An 18,639-nucleotide genomic window follows, 5' to 3' on the forward strand; every position below is an offset into this window, starting at 1 on the left:
GCTGACGGCCACCAGCCGTTGCCGACATCCATCAAGGAGTAGCAGCATCGTGACCACCTTATCTGCCAAGACGCTGAACCTGATCCCCGGCCAACTGACCCTGGCGCAATTGCGCGCCATTCATCAGCAGCCAGTCAGCCTGACGCTGGACAGCAGCGCCAACCAGCAGATCGACGACAGCGTCGCCTGCGTCGCCTGCATTCTGGCCGAGAACCGCACCGCCTATGGCATCAACACCGGTTTCGGCTTGCTGGCCTCGACCCGAATCGCCAGTGAGGACCTGGAGAACCTGCAGCGTTCGCTGGTGCTGTCGCATGCGGCCGGTGTCGGCCAGCCGATCAGCGATGATCTGGTACGGCTGATCATGGTGCTCAAGGTCAACAGCCTTAGCCGCGGTTTCTCGGGCATTCGGCGGGTGGTGATCGACGCGTTGATCGCTCTGATCAATGCCGAGGTCTACCCGCACATTCCGCTCAAGGGCTCGGTCGGTGCCTCCGGCGATCTGGCCCCGCTGGCGCACATGTCGCTGGTGCTGCTGGGCGAAGGCAAGGCACGTCACAAGGGCGAATGGCTGAATGCTGTCGATGCGTTGGCTGTCGCAGGCCTGCAGCCGCTGACGCTGGCCGCCAAGGAAGGGCTGGCGCTGCTCAACGGCACTCAAGTGTCGACCGCTTATGCACTGCGCGGGCTGTTCGAGGGCGAAGACCTGTTCGCCGCTGCGCTGACCTGCGGCTCGCTGACGGTCGAAGCGGTGCTCGGCTCACGCTCGCCGTTCGACGCACGTATTCATGCCGCGCGCGGTCAGCACGGGCAGATCGATGCGGCGGCCTGCTATCGCGATTTGCTGGGCGAAAGCAGCGGTGTGTCGGAGTCGCATCGCAACTGCGACAAGGTTCAGGACCCTTACTCGCTGCGCTGCCAGCCACAGGTCATGGGCGCATGCCTGACGCAGCTGCGTCAGGCCGCCGAGGTGCTGGAAATCGAATCGAATGCGGTGTCCGATAACCCGCTGGTGTTCGCCGCCGAGAACGACGTCATATCCGGTGGCAATTTTCATGCAGAGCCGGTCGCGATGGCGGCAGACAATCTGGCGCTGGCCATCGCCGAGATCGGCTCGCTCAGCGAGCGCCGCATTTCGCTGATGATGGACAAGCACATGTCGCAACTGCCGCCCTTCCTGGTGGCCAACGGCGGCGTCAATTCCGGCTTCATGATCGCGCAGGTCACAGCCGCCGCGCTGGCCAGTGAAAACAAGGCGCTGGCCCATCCGCACAGCGTCGACAGCCTGCCAACTTCGGCCAATCAGGAAGACCACGTGTCGATGGCCCCGGCCGCCGGCAAGCGGTTATGGGAAATGGCAGAAAACGTTCGCGGGATTCTTGCCGTAGAATGGTTGGCTGCCTGCCAGGGGCTGGACTTGCGCGAGGGCCTGAAAACCTCTCCGAAGCTGGAGCAAGCCCGCAGCCTGTTGCGCAGCAAGGTCCCGTTCTATGAAAAGGATCGCTTTTTTGCACCGGACATCGAAGCTGCCAGTCAGCTGTTGTCCTCCACTTGCCTGAACCCGCTGGTTCCTGCACGTCTGCTACCGAGTCTGTGATGCACCGCGAGCCTGGCAGGGCTCGCTTTGGTCATTGTGCTGCGGGAAGCCGGATGCAGGCGTTCTCGCGGCTTTTGCCATACCTGTAATGAAATGGACCTGAAATGACGTCACAAGATGGTTTGAAACGCGGGTTATCCGCCCGCCACATCCGCTTCATGGCCTTGGGCTCTGCCATCGGCACAGGGTTGTTCTACGGCTCGGCCTCGGCGATTCAACAGGCCGGTCCCGCTGTATTATTGGCGTACCTGATTGGCGGCGCGGCGGTGTACATGGTGATGCGCGCACTGGGCGAAATGGCCGTTCACGACCCCGTGTCCGGTTCGTTCAGCCATTACGCCACGCGCTACATGGGGCCGCTGGCCGGTTTCGTGCTGGGCTGGACCTACGCGTTCGAGATGATCATCGTCTGTCTGGCCGACGTGACCGCCTTCGGCATTTACATGGGCTTCTGGTTTCCGGAAGTGCCGCGCTGGATCTGGGTGCTGGGCATCGTGTTCCTGATCGGCGCGCTCAACCTGTGCAACGTCAAAGTTTTCGGCGAAACCGAATTCTGGCTGTCGATCCTCAAGGTCAGCGCCATCGTGGCGATGATCGTTGCAGGCTTCGGCATCATGATCTTCGGCATCGGCAGCTCGACCAGCGGCACTGAAATCGGCATCAGCAACCTGTGGGCGCATGGCGGCTTCATGCCCAACGGCGTGGCTGGCCTGATCGCTTCGTTTGCCGTGGTGATGTTTGCGTTCGGCGGCATCGAGATCATCGGCATCACGGCCGGTGAGGCAAAGGACCCGCAACGCAGCCTGCCGCAGGCAATCAACGCGGTGCCGCTGCGTATTCTGCTGTTCTACGTGCTGACCCTGTTTGTGCTGATGTGTATTTATCCGTGGCCGCAAATCGGCACCCAAGGCAGCCCGTTCGTGCAGATTTTCGACAATTTGGGCATTGCCTCGGCGGCGACCATTCTCAACATCGTGGTGATCTCGGCGGCGGTGTCAGCTATCAACAGCGACATCTTCGGCGCAGGCCGCATGATGTACGGCCTGGCCCGCGACGGTCAGGCGCCGGCGAGCTTTGCGCGCCTGTCGCGTCAGGGCGTGCCGTGGATGACCGTGCTGGTGATGGGCGTGACGCTGCTCGGTGGCGTGCTGCTCAACTACCTGATCCCCAAAGACGTGTTCCTGCTGATCGCGTCGCTGGCAACCTTCGCCACGGTCTGGGTCTGGCTGATGATCCTGCTGACTCAGGTCGCCATGCGTCGCTCGATGAGCCGCGAAGAGGTCACACAGCTCAAGTTTGCGGTGCCGTTCTGGCCTTACGGGCCTGCCGCCGCCATCGTCTTCATGCTGTTCATCTTCGGCGTTCTGGGCTATTTCCCGGACAACCGTGCAGCCCTGATCGTCGGTGCAGTCTGGATTGTGCTGCTGCTCATCGCCTACGCGGTGTGGGTCAAGCCGAAGGCGCTCAACAACCCCCATTGATCAAAGAGGCCCGGAATGAAAATGCTTTGGAAAAACTGTCACATCGCAAGCATGGCTCACGGCAAATACTCGATCATCGAAAATGCCGCCATCGTGACCTCCGGAGCACTCATCGAGTGGATCGGGCCTCAGGCCAAGCTGGCTGGGTCGGAACATGACAACTGCATCGATCTGGGCGGCGCGTGGGTGACGCCCGGCCTGATCGACTGCCACACACACACGGTCTTCGGCGGCAATCGCAGTGGCGAATTCGAGCAGCGTTTGCAGGGCGTGAGCTATGCCGAGATTGCTGCAGCAGGCGGCGGTATCGCCAGCACGGTACGGGCCACGCGTGCCGCCAGCGAGGATGAACTATACGCCAGCGCCGAGCGGCGTTTGCGGCACTTGCTCAAGGACGGCGTCACCACCGTCGAGATGAAATCAGGCTACGGGCTGGACCTGGAAAACGAGCGCAAGATCCTCCGCGTGATCCGCCGTCTGGGCAATACCCAGCCGGTCACCGTGCGCGCCACCTGCCTGGCCGCCCATGCGCTGCCACCGGAATACACCGATCGCGCTGACGACTACATCAACCACATCTGCAACGAGATGCTTCCGACGCTGGCTGCCGAAGGTCTGGTGGATGCGGTGGATGCTTTCTGTGAGTACCTGGCGTTTTCGCCTGCGCAGGTCGAGCAGGTTTTCATCACGGCAGGGCAATTGGCACTGCCAGTGAAATTGCATGCCGAGCAGCTTTCTTCGCTGGGCGGCTCGAGCCTGGCAGCGCGCTACAAAGCGCTGTCGGCAGATCATCTGGAGTTCATGACCGAAGACGACGCCATTGTCATGGCCGCTGCCGGGACCGTCGCGGTGCTGCTACCGGGGGCGTTTTATTTCCTGCGGGAAACTCAACTGCCGCCGATGGACGCGCTGCGCAAGCATGGCGTGCCGATTGCCATTGCCACCGACCTGAACCCCGGCACTTCACCCGGGCTTTCGCTGCGCCTGATGCTCAACATGGCCTGCACGCTGTTTCGCATGACGCCCGAAGAAGCGCTGGCCGGAGTCACGTTCAATGCCGCCAAGGCACTGGGGATGAGCGCGACACATGGCTCGCTGGAAGTCGGCAAGGTGGCGGACTTTGTGGCGTGGAACATCGAACGACCGGCTGATCTGGCCTACTGGCTGGGCGGCGATCTGGACAAACGCATCGTGCGCCACGGCGTCGAAACATCGATCTGAAGGAGAGCCCTGTGGACAACGTTCTGACATTCAATCGCGGTCGCATTCCGTTGCTGATCAGCATGCCGCATGCCGGCCTGAAGCTGACGCCGGTCGTCGAGGCGGCGCTGGTGGACGAGGCGCTTAGCCTGCCGGACACCGACTGGCACATCCCGCGCCTGTATGACTTTGCTGCCGAACTGGGCGCGGGCACCCTGGCCGCCGAGTATTCGCGTTTTGTCATTGATCTCAATCGGCCATCAGACGACAAGCCGATGTACGTGGGCGCAACCACCGGCTTGTTCCCGTCGATCCTGTTTGACGGCGTGCCGCTGTTCAAGGAAGGCCAGACGCCGAGTGCCGAAGAACGTGCTCGGTATCTGCAGCAGATCTGGACGCCCTATCACCAGACGCTGGAGCAGGAGCTGCAGCGGATGCGCGATGAGTTTGGCTATGCGCTGCTGTTCGACGCCCACTCGATTCGCGGGCACATTCCGCACCTGTTCGAGGGTCGCTTGCCGGATTTCAATCTGGGCACTTTCAATGGCGCAAGTTGCGACCCGGAACTGGCCAGCCGAATGGAGCAGGTCTGCGCAGCGGCCAAGGATTACAGCCATGTGCTGAACGGGCGCTTCAAGGGTGGTCACATCACCCGCCATTACGGCGACCCTGCCAACAACATCCACGCCGTGCAACTGGAGCTGGCGCAAAGCACTTACATGGACGAGTTCGTACCCTTCCACTATCGCCCGGACCTGGCCGAACCGACCCGCGCCGTACTTAAACCGTTGCTGGAAACCTTCATTGCCTGGGGGCAGAAGCGGTTTGGCTGATCGCCCCATTGTGGGCCTGGGTCATTGGGCATATCTTGTCAGGTCGATACGGGGGCTCACACATGTACCAGAAAACACATTGGCCACTGACGCTCTATTTTGACGGTGAATGCCCGCTCTGCGCTCGAGAGGTCAAGATTCTACGTGCGCGTGCCGCACCTGATCGCCTTAGTTTTGTTGATATCAGTGATGAAGCTTTTGATGCTGAAGCTGTGGGGTTCACGCTGGCGCAGATGGAGTCGTCATTGCATGCGAAATTTGACGATGGGACATGGGTAACCGGCCTGGACGCGACGCTCTGGAGCTGGCGAGCGGCGGGCCTGGGTTTCTGGGCTGCGCCGTTATCATGGCGGTGGGCCAGGCCGCTCCTTAATATTGTTTACCGTCTGTTTTGCCGCTGGCGTCCGCATTTGGCGTGGCTGCCTCATCCTGATGGCAGTGCTCGCTGTCGGGGCGACAGCTGTGCAGTTCCGGAAAACAACCGGGGTGCGCACGACCGTTCACCACCTGACAAACGTTAGACGCTTCGCTCAATCTTGTTGAAGAACGTTCGACCTGATGCAAAGTGCCTGATCACTTCTTGAGCAAACGCAGCCCGTTGAACACCACCAGCAGGCTCACGCCCATGTCGGCAAACACGGCCATCCACATGGTCGCCATGCCTGCAAAGGTAACGCCGATGAATAGCACTTTGGTCGCGATCGCCAATGTAATGTTCTGCTTGAGCACCGCCGAAGTCTGGCGGGACAGTCGGATAAACGTCGGAATCTTGCGTAGATCATCGTCCATCAGGGCGACATCTGCCGTTTCGATAGCCGTATCCGTACCCGCAGCGGCCATCGCAAAACCGATTTCGGCACGAGCCAGTGCCGGTGCATCGTTGATGCCGTCGCCCACCATGCCCACTCGATGGTCGCGAGCGTAAAGCGCTTCGATAGCACTCAGCTTGTCGGCCGGCAGCAGATTGCCTTGCGCCTCATCAATCCCGACCTGATCGGCAATCGCCTTGGCGGTGTGCGGATTGTCGCCAGTCAGCATGACAGTCTTGATACCCAGCGCATGCAGTTGAACGATGGCCTCACGGCTGGTCTCCTTGACGGTATCGGCCACCGCAAACAGCGCAATCGGGCCCGACGCATCCAGCAACAAGACCACGGTCTTGCCCTGCATTTCCAGTGCATCCAGCTTCGCTTCCAGCGCGGGCGAGCACAGACCCAGTTCTTCAACCAGACGATGGTTGCCCAAGTGATACATCTGGCCGTTCACTTCACCCTTCACGCCCCGTCCGCTCAAGGCTTCGAATGCAGTCACCTCATGCAGCATCAGACCCTCATCAGCGGCTTTGGCAATAGCCTGAGAAACCGGGTGATCGGAGCGACCGGCCAGGCTTGCGGCGATAGCAGGCGCAGTCTCTGCGGTGGTCGCGTTCAACGGCACGTAGTCGGTCTGCACAGGCTTGCCGTGGGTCAGCGTGCCGGTCTTGTCGAGGGCCAGATAGTCGAGCTTTTCGCCCATTTCCAGGTAAACGCCGCCCTTGATCAGGATGCCCTTGCGCGCAGCAGCCGCCAGACCGCTGACGATGGTCACCGGCGTGGAGATGACCAACGCGCACGGGCACGCCACTACCAGCAGCACCAGCGCCCGGTAAATCCAGTCATACCATTCGCCGTCAAAGAACAGAGGCGCAACCAGAGCCATCGCCAAAGCGACAATGAACACGACCGGCGTATAGATGCGCGAGAAACTGTCGACGAAGCGTTGAGTCGGCGCGCGTGAGCCCTGCGCTGCTTCCACCGCGTGAATGATCCGCGCCAGAGTGGAGTTATTCGCAGCAGCGGTGACACGGTATTCCAGCGATCCTGACTGATTGATCGTGCCCGCGAAGACTTTATCGCCAACGGTTTTCTCGACCGGCAGGCTTTCGCCGGTAATGGATGCCTGATCGATGGTCGAATTGCCGGACACCACCTCACCGTCCAGGCCCACGCGCTCGCCGGGCTTTATCCTGACAATCGCGTCCAGTTCGACGCTTTTGGCTTCAATCTCCTTCCAGCTGCCATCCGCCTGCCTGACCGTTGCAAGTTCGGGCGTCAGCTGCATCAGGCCACTGATTGCATTGCGGGCACGATCCAGGGACTTGGCTTCGATCAATTCGGCAATGGTGAACAGAAACATCACCATCGCTGCTTCCGGCCACTGACCGATCAGGATTGCACCGGTCACTGCAATGCTCATCAGGGCATTGATGTTCAAATTGAAATTCTTGAGCGCTATCCATCCCTTCTTGTAGGTAGTCAGCCCGCAACTGAAGATCGACACCAGGGCCAAAACGGCAACGACCCAGGTAGGGCCAAGCGACGCCAAATGGACCACTTCGGCGCCCAGCGCAGTCACGCCGGACAATGCCAATGGCCACCAGTGTTTCGCAGGCGCTGCAGCCGACGCTACAGGCTCGGCGCCCTCTTCGACCGGCTCGGCCTGCATGCCCAGCGCGCCGATGGCCTCGCGGATCGGATCAGTGGACGGCAGATCGTGCCAGACACCCAGCATGCGATTGATCAGGTTGAACTCAAGCTTCTGCACACCCGCGAGTTTGCCGAGCTTGTTCTGGATCAGAGTCTGCTCGGTCGGACAGTCCATCGCTTCGATACGGAAACTGCTCAGGCGACTGCCGGACGCCGACGCTTCAGAGAATGTCACCACAGCGGGCTGTGCATCGCCTGCACAGCAGGAGTGCGCATGCGCTGCAGGCTCGTGCTTGTGTTGCGAGTGATCATCGTCGTGATCATGCTCGTGTGCGGGGGAAGTCTTGATCGTCGTGCCCATTTTGCGTGCTCCAGGATTCTGCTTGTTGCCAAGTGAACACCCTGTAGCCACTATAGGGTCAAGCGCTCAATCAAGACGAGTCCCCATGAAAATCGGCGAACTGGCAAAACTGACCGACACTCAGGTCGAAACTATCCGTTATTACGAGCGTGAAGGCCTGCTGCCGGCCCCCGCCCGTAGTGACGGCAACTACAGGCTATACACCCAGGCACACATGGAACGCCTGTCGTTCATCCGCAATTGCCGCAGCCTGGACATGACCCTGGAAGAAATCCGCAACTTGCTGAACCTGCGCGACAGCCCGCAGGACCAGTGCGAAAGCGTCAACGCCCTGATCGACGAGCACATCGAACACGTCAACGCCCGCGTGGCGAGTCTGCAAGCGCTTCAGGAGCAATTGCTCGACCTGCGCCGCCGCTGCAGCGATGGTGTGGCGGACCACTGCGCGATACTGGAGAGGCTAGAAGTGACGGGCGCTGTATCAGCTCCAGAGGGCGAGGCCTCGCATGTCGGGAGGAGTCACGGGCATTGAGGCGGGTTTAATAGAGCTTCCATTCAGGGGTGCTCAGCGTTGTCTGAGCGCCCGTCTTCGCGAACAAGTTCGCTCCCACGCCCTTCGGGCAGTAGCGCGTTTTCCAGATTCTTCACAAGCTGCCTGTAAAGATAAGCGCCGGAACAAGCGAATATGCGCTCAAACCGCCATCGGCGCAGTCATCGCCGGGTGGTGCTGATAGCCTTCCAGGGTGAAATCCGAAGGTTCGATCAGCTCCAGCCATTCAGGCTGGTAGACGCCGGTTTTGGCGAATTCCGGCACGCGGTCGGAGATCACCAGTTTCGGCATCGGGTACGGCTCGCGTGTCATCTGCTCGTTGAGCATGTCCAAGTGGTTTTCATACACATGGGCATCGCCGATGAAGTAGGTGAACCAGCGCGGCGTGTAGCCAGTCAGGCGGCCGATGAGGCTGAGCAGCGCGGCGCCTTCGGTCAAATTGAATGGCGTGCCGAAAAAACTCGTCCCCCCACTTACCTGCACATTACGCTGACTTGTAACGCCTTCCAAGCAACTTGGTATATGTGCATTATATCGTTTGCACATTACCTGCGCAATCCCTAATACTGGATAAACCACCAGTTTTTTAAAGTCCCGCCCAAATCTCACTTTCTCCTGAAGCCCCCGAAATACGAGGCCTGTAACCAAGAAATTGACTCATCCTGGCAATGTGCTATCCATAAGGTCGGGGAATCTATCTCCCCAGGATGAGCTCCAGCGCTTCCGCAAGCGCCAAGACGCAAACAGCAGGGAAAGTCGATGCGCCTAGATCAGATGCCATACCACTCAATGCCCACCTTGGCCGTCCTTCCATTCCGGCAATTCCGCATCGGATGGACGTGGCAGCTGCGAGCACTCAAGCTCTTCCCCGACTCCCATCTGTCCTGGAAGCGTTACTTCTACGATAACGGCAGTGGACATGCGATGGCAGCTGTTTTCACTTCCTACGAGGAGGCCATGGCAGCTGCAGACGAATTCAACAGCGGCACCAGTGAACTGGTAATTCAGGCGGTACCGGATCCTGTGCTTCAGAGCTCAACCATCCTAAAAGTCGAGAAAGCACTGACGGCGGCGCGCCGTATCCAGGGAGAGGAGGAGCTCATGGAGCGCGAGGCGATCAAGCGCAACGCCCATCTACCTCGGCCCTCAGTGCAAGAGCTGACATTGCACAATACAATGGAAAGCTTGCGACAACCGCTCCATGAGGAGCTTGAGCGTGCGCCTTACCTAGAGATAGTTGCCATACCGAGATTCAACATGTGCCTTCGCCGTGTCGATGACCAGACATGGGAACAGATCGGAGCCTTGTCTCCCAAACGCTCGCAGATCTGCCTGCGCGAAGTGACAGCCAAAGGGTTTGGTCTTTCGGGAGCTGACCACTGGGGCAGAACCAAAGCGCAGATACGCGCACTCTTACTGCCCCGAGCCAATCAGCTATTGCAGTTGGCAAGCGTCAAGCAAATGCTCGCCGAGGCGAGGATGCGCGGCCAAAGGGTATTGGTCTGCGGTGGCTTCGTGTTCTGGTATGAGGACGACGGGGTGCCACGGTGGGTGGTGAAAAACACGGGGGGCGAGTCCAGCAGCGATGAAGGAAACACCTTGTGGCATGAGGGGACGATTCTATCCAAGAACCATGGTCGGATAGTCGTGCTTCCCTATATTAAGGAGAACGGGGAGAAGGTTCAAGGGCACACGAAAAATGCACCGCACGATGGAAAGGCGCTGCCTCGCCATCGCGATCAGTACGTCACGCTTCCTTTTGAGGTGCTCGAAGGTGATCTCATGATTGGTTTGTTCGGTGAGCTGCACTACGAATGACTTCTGATTGCAGCTCAATGCATTGTAGTCCACGAATACACAGGCTCGCCAGGCACCGGTCACACGCGCCAGGGGTAATCAACCTCTGGCGCCTAAGCCTTCCGGCCTTCCGGTGAGCGAATCCTCGCTAAAGCCCGGCTGATCGGGGGATCATCGACGCCCTCCGGTATCAACACATCGTCATCAGGTTGGATAGCCGAAATTTCTAAGTGGTTGTCATCAATCTCCCAGGCATTTAAAACTACAACGCCTGAAGTTGACAAGTGATGCGTGGGATGGCCCTGAGCATCTACTGTGGCGACATAGCACCTTTTGTAGTGTTCATAATCACTTAGAAACCTATCAATATTCTGAGAGGTATCCGGAGTCACCGTAAGAATTCTGGACAAGGCCGAATGAATACTCGAAGCGTCATCATCATTCTGCTCAAGGTTATTCGTAACGACCACCCGGTAGTGGGCAGGGTTATGCTTGCTAATTCCGCGTATCAAAGCGATACGCAATGTATTTTTAGAATCTTTATCACCAATAGTTTTAGCTATGTTTGAAAAAATTCTCGCCCCAACTGTCGGATTCTCAAACAGGAACACGATGGAAGGAATTTCTCCTCCGCCTCCGTGAAATCCCACTCCCCTCCATCCAGCTTGATCCCACAGACTGACCTGAATAAGAGATGAAATCTTCAACTCTCTATGCTTAAGACTTGAGAACTGGAAGGGATGTTTTGGACGCTCCTCGGACACATCATGTTTAGGTCGCAACACCATGGGCTCAATGTTGTGATACTGAAACCAAGTTACGCTACGAGTCGGCTTGTGCAACTCCAGGGCCGCATCTTGGTGAGAAGCAATCCCTGGGGCAGCATCACGCCCCATGAAGTAGTCGTCCAACCCAATATTACAATTGAATACAACTGCTCGCTCCAAGGCTTTATCGTCTCGAAGCATTTCTTCCAGTCTCGACCAGCCAACTTGAGGACAGATGATGGAGACGAAATGGAGGCAGAACTCACTATAGAATTGCTTGATTGCATCTCGTTGCTCGTCGGTTAATTTGGCGATACTGAACGGCGAGCAGAGGATTTCAGCAGACGTTACCTGCGCAGCGGTATCAAAATTATGCTGGAGCATGAAGTCGTCCTCATCTTCCAACAGAATATCGATGTTCACGGCGGGCAGGGTAGACGCTATATGATCAACCATCATCGGTGCACAGAAGCTTTCCAGTACAGCCAGCAAATGCTGAGCTAACTCCATGCAAGGGGATTTCACGGGGAAGGATACGGACACCTTACAGCCCAGAATGTAGGAGTTTATGGTCGTCCAGCGGTCAAGATAGAGGTCTAGCGTGGCTACCGGGGCACCCATATCAATACTGCGCCACATATTCATAAATTGAAGGTCAATTGGCTCACCTTCAGGCCCCGCTTTATCTTCATGGCCTAAGCAAACCAATAGCGCATCTGCACTTAGCCCCAGATCCAGCTGATTCAACTTGTCTGGGAGCCAAGCTAGCCTTTCAATATCTGAAAAATTGGCATTGAGAAACAGCTTACCAATCAGAGCCTCATAACTCATTTTCTGATTTTCTGTCCACGGATCTTCATCCAGCGTTTGAGAGATCAGTTGAGCCAGGTGATACCAGGTCAATGACTGGCCCAATCGACCCAGCTGACCTTCAATCCACATGAGTTGCTGGTAAATAGCAGCTTGCTTAGCGCTGCTTCGCTGCTCCTTCAGCGCGTCACCGGTGACAAGGTACGCTGCCATGAGCGCTGCTCCTCGTGCAGCCCAGAGCAACCCCTGCTTCTCGTATGCATGGGACAACATATAAAGGGCAGCGAACATTTCCGTCTTGCTCTCGCTGTTATACAAACCATACAAGGACAACCCGAAGCATTTGATCGCCCTGTAGTAATCTTTTTTGTCGCTGCTCAGCGCTCCACGCCTCAAGTACTTATCTGCCTTGATCCGGCTGTTTTCCCGCGCACCAGCGTCATCAATGAGCTTGTCCATGAGATCCTCGTAGGCCTTGAGATCTCCAAAGGCCACATCGAGAGCTTCCAGCAAGTTGACGAGGCGAGCCATAGGGTAACCAATCAGCTTATGAGCGCTATCCGCGATGGTGCCCAAAGTCCTGAAGGTATTATTGACTTGCTCCTCATTTTCGGCAGCCAACAGATCCAGAAGCGCCAAAGAGGTCTTGGCTTGTAATGCACCGCTGATCATATCCGCGTCGTTGGCAATCGAGTTCAACCTCTCTCGAATGGTAGCGCTCAAGGAAACCACATCAAGGGTGCACTTGCCGTCTCGATGAGAGGTGACCACCAGATTGAACAACGTTACGACTTTCTCCCAAACCTCAACGTTGTCGGTCTCTTGAGCCACGCCGAACGCTTTCTCAAAGGTTTCCTCAAAGACATCGGCATTTTCCAGCCACCAGTACGCAGCCCATGTCAGTTGGTAAAGGGCATCGAAATGCTGCCTATGGGTACCAAACTTTTTCGCTACCCGCACAGCGATATTGAACTGATGCTCCACAGCAGCGGCATCCCGTTCCAGCTCTTTGTAGATGATGGCCCGCTTGGTGTAGAGGTCGACCTGGGAGAGCGTCAAACGACCCGGATCCTCAATCTGCTCGATCTCGCGCTCGATCTCTGCCAGCTGGATCTGCTTGTCAGCATCATATGGGCCGATCTGGATTTTGCTCTCAATACTGCCAGTAAGGCCTAGGTGATCGATAGCAAGGTGCTGATTTTTGGGCTGTAGCGCTCTATCAAGCAGCCAGGTGCGATCAAGTATCGTGACTTGGACGCCGTGCTTTTTCGAAAGGTCGTCCTGATGTTGCGCCCTCAGACTGTTCTTGATGAGCCGGCTTGAGACACAGAAAATACTTGCGTACCCACGCCCGGTGGACATGACGCTCTCGACATCCTTCGTGCATTTCGCCTTCCAGTTTTTCTGAGTGCTGACGCCAAATGCCCATCGCTCAGACTCCGGAGCCTCGTTTAGCCCCCAGAAAAAAGCAATTTGGCTGGAGACAGGATACGTCTCTGTGTCGGTTTTACCGTCGCCACCGGCTGTCGGCCCCGTCTGGGCAACCAGGTTGGGGCATATCTCACGCTCGCAAAGCTTCCGTACGAATGTCTCGAACTCAAGCTCTTGGCTTCGATTGTTCAGGGTCTCGAAGTGGTACTCCAGCATGCAGCGATCGATAGTCGACTCCTGTAGCTTTACAGAGTCCGAGAACTGCTCTGGACGTCTCGCTCGCAGAAAGTCTTGCGGCTTGGGAGCAGTTATCTTGGTAGCCGATTGTTCCTTGTCCATCATCCACTCCTAAAAATGACCACTGGCATCGCCCGGCTACGATCAACGCTCCGGCCCTATGTCAGCGCAGGGCTCGGTGTCATCGTGATAGTGTGCGCGCACGATGCTTGGGAAAGTCCACGCATACTGGATGAGCGGACGGTCGTTTACACCAGCCTTACTTACCGAAGCTGATGGCTTGCCAGATTTATGGTGCCGGCCTCTCGGGCTGCCAGAAATTACAGCTGAAGTTATTAAGGCCCCCACCATAGGGACTAGGCCTCACCGCGAATACCTCTGGCACAGCATCCCCATCGCCGCCATCGCGGAAGAACTCCCTCATCGAGAAGAGCGCCTGGGCCTTCAAACATTCCCACTCTCGGTAGCGACTGCCTTCAAGATCCCTCTCTACCTTTGCCGCGCTAGGTTTGCGCTTGGGCAGCGGCAAGGTGTAACTCGGCTGAGGGGAGAAATCGTAGACGAAAGTCACATAGCCGTGCTTCCAGTCTGCAGATGGCGACGTTCGCCAGCGAAACGACACAGGCACCGATAGCCGCTTGCCGAGATGGAAAGGCGGCCTGATCTGATCATCGATGAAGAATAGCTCCCCCTCTTGGCGCTCAGTTTCGAGCCGGCCCTTCATTTGCTGCACCGCGTCAACGAGGTCACTGCCGGCGCGCAGCGCATCTTGCCCAGTCCGTTCACGCTTAGCATGGGCCTTGGACTTGCTGTACTCAGTGATCGCTTGGTGGAACGCACGAAGCTTGGCGCCCACGTAGGGGCCACAGTCACTGAGCCCGAGGCCGTGAATCGGCCCTATACGCTCTTCATCTAGGCACTTGCGCACCGCTGCCCGAAGCACCGTCTCGTCAACGTCGCTGATTGCAGCTTGCTGATTACTAGGCAGGTTAATGTAAGTCATGACCAAAACTATCCTTGTAAAATGAGCCGGGATTTCTCCCCTTCCAGGGCTAAACTACTGGCAGTATGCCACCATATAGCATGGCTGCAGGCCGGCGGAAGCCCCCTTTAGGAAGGGGCGCCATTAGCTCAGGAACCTATGCGCAGACAGCGGGTGCATGGATATGGCTGCGTACTGCGCCTGTGATGAGGAGCTAGGGTCACCATCAGCCGACCTACAGTTCGTGAGAGGTGAGACGGGCCAGCAGGAGCCCACATCTCGGAGGCCATGTAGGCCTGAAGGCGCGTGTATAGCGCCAAAGAAAAAGCCGAGCATGAGCTCGGCTTTGAAAGAGGTAGGGCCGGAGCCCTATGACGCTTCAACAACCTAGAAGGTTGAGGGGTTAGCCGCTGCCTAACCATCCCATTATTTGCCCTTTACGGACTGACCCTGGGAGGTGCTACGCGGGCCTCATCTGGATTTAACGAGCGGGGAGGCTCATGCACACTCGTAATCAATAGTAGCGAAGGGGCTATCCCTTGTAAAGCCTTGTACGCATCACACGTCGCTGAACAGGCACACGGCTTCCACTGAAGTGACGCCATTCATTGCTCGGACGATCTCTTTGGCCACCGTGAGCGTTCGCCCCGTGGCCAAGAGGTCGTCAACCAACACGACGCGTCCGGTAACGCTACCACGAAATGCTGGGTTGCGCTGGAGCGGCGTGAACAGGTGCCGATACTCGACCGGGATCACCTTGAGTGGAAAGCCGTCCTGCATCTTCAGCCTGAATTGAAGCTTTTTTCGCTCCTCGATACTGATATCGCCGTTGTCTTCAGCCTTTCGGATCATGTCGAAGGCTTCCATTTTGGACGACTTTACGAAGACGTCATGGGCCAATTCAGCATTGAGCACCGAGGCGCATCGCGACGCTACGATGCGGCTCAAACTATAGCCTGACGGCATATACACCACCGTGTCGGCTTGGGTTTGTGCGGCAATCAACGCCAGGATCCCGCTACCGCTCTGTGCCAGGCGCTTGATAGAGGTGATATTGGTCGTGAGCCCGTCTTTGCCTTTGAGAGCGTACAGGAGGGGGCAGTTGTCGCCGATCAGGCTGGCCTTCCGATCCCGACTCCTTTTTGCAGAAGATTTGATCCGGGTGAAAAGAGAAGTGACCTTTAGCCCGCACTCCCGGATGTCCGTTTTGGGGTTGCCATCCACAGTGGTGATCAAATGATCCCTGACGGCGTGGTCAACCGTGACCAGGTTCTGCGTGACGACAAGTCCCAAAGGTCTACCCCGAACAAATGGTGGTGGCAAAGCTAGCCATCATAATGCCAGGCAAGCTTGGCGGCTAGCAGGCACAGTCGTCCAACCGCGTGCTCAGTCAACGACCCACCCCCACCGTATTTGCAACCGATGCCGGCCTTGCTTCAACTGAAAAACTCGCGGTTACCGTCATCCAACATCCCGCTACCCGCATTACCTATCAGCCGCTACCCGAGGGCCAAACACCGATTCAGATCACTTCGATTTTTTGATGAGGTAGCTACTGACCGAGGCGCACAGAGGGATCGACGCCGAACCCGGCCTGAAGACTGCGCCTTCAACCCGCAGCGGTCGATTTAGGTCACGACCGACGAGGAGTGGCCTCAGGTCTTGTCCGAACTAGAAGTGAAGCGCATCGTCACTCTCTTCATCGTCCTTAGGATCGAAATCTTCCAATTCCTCATCCTCATCCTCATCCTCATCCTCATGACCTATCAGGCCGCTTTGATAGAGGCCAATCTCATACATCCTCGACTTCAACTCTTCATGGGCGCTGCGAATCGCCAAGACGGTAGCCCCGAGATGCAACACACCGTTGAGATCTCGCTGTAGCTTGTTCACGCGCAAGAGACAGCCCAAGGTGTGCACGCCAAAAAGCCACTCGGTTCGTGCTGAGCCGGACGTTCCTTCATTCCTATCGAAGACGAAAGTGATTTCGACTTTGTTGACGCGTCGTCGCCCCCGAACCATGTCCGCGCCGGAGCCGTCAGGAGGCATATCCGTGAAATGATAGGAGCTCTGTACGAACACTAGGTCACCAGGGGTGACCAGAATATCGAGCGTGCTCCGATCCAAGTCATCCGAAATGTTTCTGACACAGCCATGATCCACGGCGGCCCGCAACATGTTGCTCATGTAACGGTACAGGCTGTGCGAGGGTGCCTGACCGACGTACAGAAGACCCTCTCTGGCGCAAAGGTAACCGTCCTCGTCACAGACCCCATTGCGAAGAGCCGCTTGAAATCCCTGTAGCTGAGTGACATCGACTCCAACATGTCCAGCGATTTCAAGAATCCTGAGGTGATTGAAGTACCACCACTGGCAACTCATTAGCTGAGTGGCTTTGAATATGGCCAAGGGATCGAGCCGGCTCACATCCTGTTCCCACACCGCCTTATCCGCCTTGAGCCGATCAGCGGTGAGCGTAAGCTCCAGAGCATGCGTGGAATGCGCCTCCCCATGATGGATAGAGCAAAGGACTGCGAGGTTGGCCGGCGAGTGATCGCGACTTTCCGCCCATGATTTGATGTGATGAACGATGACCGGGCGCTCAGCGTCTCGACAGACACAGCAAACCCAGCGATTGTCGTAAAGGGTCTTGATGAGGACATCCAGTGGTACCGGTGGCCTGCCTTTCCCGAGGATCTTGGGCACGACCGATTCACTGAGCCCCAGCTCCAGCAGTTTCTCCGGACGTTGTAATTGAAGCTTCGCGAGTGTCCATTTCTCTTCCCTCAGCCTCCTGGCCAACGCACTGTCTACCCCTCGTGCCATGAGGGCCCGTTCAACTGGATTTCTAGTCACGAGCTCGATTCCGTTTTGAGATCGGTGCAAGATTAACCCATAGCAATGTAAGCGTACGGCGAACACACCTTCAGAATCCCCAAATTAAGGCCCAGATCGTCAGTCCAGTTTTCCATTCAAAGCCCTAAGCCGCTATGCTAGCTCCCCAACAACCCACCTGCAGGCTCAGCACTCCGCGTTGGCCAGCCCCCTCAGTACATAGGAGTTGGACATGGCGAAGGTGTTTGCTTTAGACCAAAATTTCTTCCGAAGCGGTGAGCTCGAATCTTTAATTGCGGCTGATCCGACTGCAAAATTCGTAGTGCTGGACATCGCGCTGCTGGAGATGGCTAAAGGGGACGAGTGGATGAAAATCATGCGGCGCTCATTGGAGATTTTGAGCAAAAGGCCCGGACGTATTTTGGCTTCAATCTCTCTAGGGGAGGCGCTGCGGTACGAACTGGAAACGCTGGATCGCGCGCCCCTCAACATGATTTGCAAGGAGTCGACTCGTTACGTACGGGCCCTGGCGACCGAACTTGCGGCCAATGATCCCGCAGCGCCAACCATCAGGCAGTTCCGTGCCCGGCTTCCTGCTGTTCAGAATGACCTAAGCCACGACGAGCTTGATCACAGCAAAAACCTGAAGCGCTTGCAAGACATGACGACTAAGGTGAAAGAGTTTTTGAAACCAGCGGGAATGAAGGTGGTCAAACAACCAGATTTTCCAACCATTGAACGGCTGGCATTGGTCTACTTCATCGCCTCGATTCTGGCCAAGGATGAGTTGGTTGCGCGAGGACACCTGCCAGTTCGCGTCAAACGGTTCTTGAAAGGTAATCCCCTATATTTCCGCTATTACCTCACTCTCGTCCGCCATGGCTTGGAGTGGGCAATAAAAGGAGGTATTGAGAACTACACCCCCCAGAAAGCGACTAATGATACCTTTGATCAGGAGTACGTCGTGGCAGGGTCTTTTTTTGACGACCTACTGTCGTGCGAAAAGCGGGTAATTGTAGCGAATCAAGAGCTGCGTTTCATGCTGTCCATCAAGAATCCGGGTGGTATCACCCTACCATTCAGTCGAGCCGAGTAGCTCATCCTATAAGACACCTAACTCGCGCCCGCGACAGGTTGGCAGCAGATCCTTGGAGGACTGGCGGCAAAGATTACTCAGCTATGAGGGAAGGGTGGTCGCACGCGGTAAGCGGGTGATGAACACACCATGGCCTTCGGCGATTGCGTCAGGAAGATGTGTTGGCCGGACGGATACATAGCAATGCGCGCCACTGC

At 57.1% G+C, this 18,639-nt stretch carries 13 protein-coding genes and 1 pseudogene; 8 read left to right on the forward strand and 6 right to left on the reverse strand.

Features of this window, described 5'->3' with window-relative positions; translation table 11 throughout:
• Positions 1 to 49 precede the first annotated feature (49 nt).
• The 5 genes from hutH (at position 50) to ALO43_RS20080 (ending at position 5,632) form a co-directional block, all read left to right on the forward strand.
• Positions 50 to 1,597, forward strand: a complete 1,548-nt coding sequence (hutH, locus tag ALO43_RS20060; protein WP_054997950.1) for a histidine ammonia-lyase — start codon at positions 50 to 52, stop codon at positions 1,595 to 1,597.
• A gap of 104 nt (positions 1,598 to 1,701) precedes the next feature.
• Positions 1,702 to 3,078: an amino acid permease gene (locus ALO43_RS20065; RefSeq protein WP_054989380.1), complete on the forward strand. Its 1,377-nt coding sequence runs from the start codon at positions 1,702 to 1,704 to the stop codon at positions 3,076 to 3,078.
• Between the two features lie 15 nt (positions 3,079 to 3,093).
• Positions 3,094 to 4,299: an imidazolonepropionase gene (gene hutI / locus ALO43_RS20070; protein ID WP_005896188.1), complete on the forward strand. Its 1,206-nt coding sequence runs from the start codon at positions 3,094 to 3,096 to the stop codon at positions 4,297 to 4,299.
• A gap of 11 nt (positions 4,300 to 4,310) precedes the next feature.
• Positions 4,311 to 5,111, forward strand: a complete 801-nt coding sequence (hutG, locus tag ALO43_RS20075; RefSeq protein ID WP_005896187.1) for an N-formylglutamate deformylase — start codon at positions 4,311 to 4,313, stop codon at positions 5,109 to 5,111.
• A 62-nt stretch (positions 5,112 to 5,173) separates the two neighbouring features.
• Complete coding sequence (locus ALO43_RS20080) at positions 5,174 to 5,632, forward strand: thiol-disulfide oxidoreductase DCC family protein (protein WP_054997951.1); 459 nt, start codon at positions 5,174 to 5,176, stop codon at positions 5,630 to 5,632.
• 52 nt (positions 5,633 to 5,684) lie between these two features.
• Here ALO43_RS20080 and ALO43_RS20085 read toward each other — a convergent pair whose 3' ends face one another.
• Positions 5,685 to 7,937, reverse strand: coding sequence for a heavy metal translocating P-type ATPase (locus tag ALO43_RS20085; protein WP_053931793.1), 2,253 nt, complete (start codon positions 7,935 to 7,937; stop codon positions 5,685 to 5,687).
• An 85-nt stretch (positions 7,938 to 8,022) separates the two neighbouring features.
• On the opposite strand from ALO43_RS20085, the gene cadR reads away from it, so the two are divergent.
• The gene (gene cadR / locus ALO43_RS20090) at positions 8,023 to 8,469 is read left to right on the forward strand and encodes a Cd(II)/Pb(II)-responsive transcriptional regulator (protein WP_005896182.1); all 447 of its coding nucleotides are present in this window, start codon (positions 8,023 to 8,025) and stop codon (positions 8,467 to 8,469) included.
• Between the two features lie 159 nt (positions 8,470 to 8,628).
• On the opposite strand, the pseudogene ALO43_RS20095 reads toward cadR, so the two are convergent.
• A pseudogene (locus tag ALO43_RS20095) lies at positions 8,629 to 8,940 on the reverse strand (thymidylate synthase); the annotation flags it as partial.
• Positions 8,941 to 9,246: 306 nt separating this feature from the next.
• On the opposite strand from ALO43_RS20095, the gene ALO43_RS20100 reads away from it, so the two are divergent.
• Positions 9,247 to 10,305: a hypothetical protein gene (locus tag ALO43_RS20100; RefSeq protein WP_054997953.1), complete on the forward strand. Its 1,059-nt coding sequence runs from the start codon at positions 9,247 to 9,249 to the stop codon at positions 10,303 to 10,305.
• A gap of 92 nt (positions 10,306 to 10,397) precedes the next feature.
• Here the strand turns inward: ALO43_RS20100 and ALO43_RS20105 are convergent, their stop codons facing one another.
• From ALO43_RS20105 to ALO43_RS20120, 4 genes are all read right to left on the reverse strand, one after another.
• Entirely contained in the window at positions 10,398 to 13,631 is a 3,234-nt protein-coding gene (locus tag ALO43_RS20105; RefSeq protein WP_054997954.1) for a hypothetical protein, read from the reverse strand.
• Between the two features lie 187 nt (positions 13,632 to 13,818).
• Complete coding sequence (locus tag ALO43_RS20110; RefSeq protein ID WP_054997955.1) at positions 13,819 to 14,532, reverse strand: hypothetical protein; 714 nt, start codon at positions 14,530 to 14,532, stop codon at positions 13,819 to 13,821.
• A gap of 537 nt (positions 14,533 to 15,069) precedes the next feature.
• Complete coding sequence (locus ALO43_RS20115; protein WP_054997956.1) at positions 15,070 to 15,804, reverse strand: phosphoribosyltransferase; 735 nt, start codon at positions 15,802 to 15,804, stop codon at positions 15,070 to 15,072.
• A gap of 378 nt (positions 15,805 to 16,182) precedes the next feature.
• Positions 16,183 to 17,367, reverse strand: a complete 1,185-nt coding sequence (locus tag ALO43_RS20120) for an HNH endonuclease signature motif containing protein (RefSeq protein ID WP_147461972.1) — start codon at positions 17,365 to 17,367, stop codon at positions 16,183 to 16,185.
• Between the two features lie 211 nt (positions 17,368 to 17,578).
• On the opposite strand from ALO43_RS20120, the gene ALO43_RS20125 reads away from it, so the two are divergent.
• The gene (locus ALO43_RS20125; protein ID WP_054997958.1) at positions 17,579 to 18,442 is read left to right on the forward strand and encodes a hypothetical protein; all 864 of its coding nucleotides are present in this window, start codon (positions 17,579 to 17,581) and stop codon (positions 18,440 to 18,442) included.
• The last annotated feature ends 197 nt before the right edge of the window (positions 18,443 to 18,639 follow it).

Origin of the sequence: Pseudomonas tremae (assembly GCF_001401155.1) — a bacterium.
In the GTDB taxonomy this organism is placed as follows: domain Bacteria; phylum Pseudomonadota; class Gammaproteobacteria; order Pseudomonadales; family Pseudomonadaceae; genus Aquipseudomonas; species Aquipseudomonas tremae.